The 775-nt window shown below is 74.5% G+C and carries 1 protein-coding gene; it reads right to left on the reverse strand.

Features of this window, described 5'->3' with window-relative positions:
* Positions 1 to 700: AAA family ATPase (locus VB737_RS07400; protein ID WP_500312267.1), on the reverse strand; the 700-nt coding region annotated here is incomplete at its 3' end.
* Positions 701 to 775: the final 75 nt, after the last annotated feature.

Consider the following 775-nt stretch of genomic DNA (forward strand, 5'->3'; position numbering starts at 1 on the left):
GTTCGGTGCCCTCCGGCGGCTCGGGGGCATGGGGGGCCCAGGCGTCGGCGGCCCGCCGCCGGCGCACCTCCTGCTCCCGGGCCTGCTCCAGCGCCAGGTTCTTCGCTTCCCGGGCCCGGTCCTCCAGCCACCAGCCGGCCCGCTCGTAGATCCCGGTGTCGAAGAGCGTTTTGAGCAGGGCTTCGCGCTCCTCGGGCCTGGCCCGCAGCACCTCGGCGAAGCGTCCCTGGGGCAGCAGGATCACCTGGCGGAACTGGTCGGCATTGAGTCCCACCAGGTCCTCCACCTCCCGGGTCACCTCGGTGGTCTTCGCCGCCACGGTCCGCTCCGGCTCCTGGCCATCAAGCCGGAACAGCGCCGCCTGGGGGGGCTTCTCGGTGGTGCCCTGACCCCGGGCTTTCGGTGCGGTGTGGGCGGGGGTGCGCTCCACCCGGTAGCGGGCGGCGGCGCAGGAGAACTCCAGGGTCACCCGGGGCACGGCGCCGGGGGTGGCGTGGTCGGAGCGGAGGCCCTTGACGCTGCGGTCGCCCGACACCTCGCCGTAGAGGGCGAAGCAGAGGGCATCGAGCAGGAAGGTCTTGCCGGCGCCGGTGGTGCCGTGGATCAGGAACAGTCCTTCGGCGGCCAGCTCGTCGAAGTCGACCGCCACCGGATCGGCGTAGGGCCCGAAGGCCTCGATCGTGAGCCGGTGGGGCTTCACCGCTCCCCTCCCCGTTCCGCCGCGTCCAGGGCCGCCCGCAGCAGCTCGGCCTCCGGCGCGCCGGGCGGCCGGCCC

The organism is Synechococcus sp. BA-120 BA3 (genome assembly GCF_034931285.1).
Classification (GTDB): domain Bacteria; phylum Cyanobacteriota; class Cyanobacteriia; order PCC-6307; family Cyanobiaceae; genus Cyanobium.